This window comes from Pseudomonas kitaguniensis (assembly GCF_009296165.1).
Lineage (GTDB): Bacteria > Pseudomonadota > Gammaproteobacteria > Pseudomonadales > Pseudomonadaceae > Aquipseudomonas > Aquipseudomonas kitaguniensis.
On the sequence record NZ_VUAZ01000221.1, the window covers coordinates 1 to 2,378 of the forward strand.

At 63.3% G+C, this 2,378-nt stretch carries 1 pseudogene; it reads right to left on the minus strand.

What is annotated here, in order from left to right:
• A pseudogene (locus F0169_RS26775) lies at positions 1 to 2,378 on the minus strand (condensation domain-containing protein); the annotation flags it as partial.

Below are 2,378 nucleotides of genomic sequence, written 5' to 3' on the forward strand. Positions count from 1 at the left end.
GTCGTAACTGGCTTGAGCGACGGCGCACCGCGAACAGTAAACCCGCACCGCCGTGGGTTGCCGTCACGCTCGGCATGCTCGGCAAGCTGTTGCAGGTACACCGGCGGGAACACGGCCATGGTCACGTTATGGCGATGCATCTGTGCGTAGGTGTATTCCGGCAACCACAGGCTGTCGTCGCGAATCAGCACGCTGGCGCCGTTGATCAACGGGTGCATCCAGCCTTCGTGGGAACCGTCGAAGGCGAAAGACATGAAGTGCAGCTCGCAGTCCGTTGGGCCGGTTTCATAACGTTCGCCGGTGGCGATGATGTGCGCAACCAACGGCCCGTGAGCCACGGCCACGCCTTTGGGCAAGCCGGTGGAGCCGGAGGTGTAAATCACGTAGGCGAGGTTGTCGCCGTGCAGTGTCACCTGTGGCGCGCTGTCGCTGTAAAGCGCCCAGTCCTCGGTGCGATCTATTGCCAGGGTGTTCAGGCCCTGCGGGATCGGCAATTGCTGCAAGGCACTGGTGTGCGTCAGCAGCAATTGTGCGCGGCTGTCGTCCATCATGTAGAGCAGGCGATCACGCGGGTACTCAATGTCCAGCGGCACGTACACGCCACCGGCTTTCATCACCGCGAGGAACGCCACCATGATTTCGGCGCTGCGCGGCATGGCGATGGCCACGCGCACTTCCGGGCCGATACCGCGCGCGATCAGCGCATGCGCCAAGCGGTTGGCCTGGGCATCCAGCTCGGCGTAGGTCAGCGTTTGCGTATCGAATTTCACCGCGACGGCATTCGGCGTTTCACGCGCGCGGTCGGCGACCAATTCATGCACCAGGCGCGTAGCCGGGAAGCCGGAATCGGTGCAATTCCACAACTGCAAAATGTGCTGTTGCTCGTCACGATTGAGCAGGTTCAGTTGGCCGATAGCTTGTTGCTGATCATCGACCATGGCTTGCAACAGGTTCTGCCAATGCCCGGCCATGCGTTCGATGGTGCTGTGGTTAAACAGATCGGTGGCGTAACTCAGCGAGGCACGCAGCACCTCGCGGGATTCCTCCACATCCAGCGCCAGGTCGAACTGGGCCACGCCTTCATCCCAGCTCAATACCTCGACCTGCAGGCCAGGCAAACGCTGCAAATGGCTGCCTGCCGAGGTCACGCGGTGGTTGAACAGCACCTGGAACAACGGGCTCAGGCTCATGCTGCGCTCGGGCTGCAACGCCTCCACGAGTTGCTCGAACGGCAGGTCCTGATGCGCCTGAGCCTCCAGCGAGCACTGACGTACCTGTTGCAACAGTTGCGCCACGCTCATTTGGCCGTTGATCTCGGCCTTGAGCACTTGGGTATTCACGAAGAAGCCAATCAGGCCTTCGGTTTCAAGGCGGTTGCGGTTGGCGATCGGCACGCCGACGCGCACGTCTTGCTGGCCGCTGTAGCGGTGCAGCAAGGCCTGATAGGCCGCCAGCAATACCATCGGCAACGTGACCCCGGCTTGCTTGGCCAGGCTGCGCAACCCCGCCAAAAGTGGCGGCGCCAGCTCAACCTCAAGGCGTGCACCGCGATGGCTTGGCAACGCCGGGCGCTGGTGGTCGTACGGCAGCTCCAGCACCGGCTGCTCGCCGCCCAACTGCTCACGCCAGTAGGTCAGTTGACGCGCTTTTTCGCTGGCTTCCATCCAGTTGCGCTGCCACAGCGCATAGTCGGCGTACTGAATCGGCAGTGCCGGCAAGTGCGGCGTGCGGCCGTCGCTGAACGCGGCGTAAAGCTGCACTAATTCTTCGACCATCCGTTGCATCGACCAGCCATCGGAGACGATGTGGTGCTGCACCAGCACCACGACATGATCGTGCTCGGCCAGGCGCAACAACTTGACCCGCAGCAACGGCCCGCGCAGCAGGTCAAACGGCCGCGCGACCACCTCGGCCACCTGCGCCTTGAGCCCGGCTTCATCCGCGTCGCAGCGTTCGATTTCGATCAGGCCCGAGTCCTCAATCACCTGCACGGCGCCGCCAGGCTCCTGGCGCACATGCGTGCGCAGGCTTTCATGGCGCGCCAGCAAGGTGTCGAAACTGCGTTGCAGCGCGGCCACGTCCAGCGCGCCTTTCAAACGCAGCGCGCTGGGGATGTGGTACGCCGCGCTTTGCGGATCGAGTTGCCAGAGAAACCACTGGCGCTCCTGCGCATAAGACAGTGGCAACGGCTGCGTGCGATCCGCCCTCAGCAGCGCTGGCGCGGTGACGCCCTGCTCGCCCAATGCGCGCACAAAATCACCGAGCAACGGCTGTTCAAACAGGCTCTTGAGCGCGACTTCCAGCGCCAACACCTGGCGCACCCGCGACACCACTCGCGTGGCCAGCAGCGAATGCCCGCCGAGTTCGAAGAAGTGGTC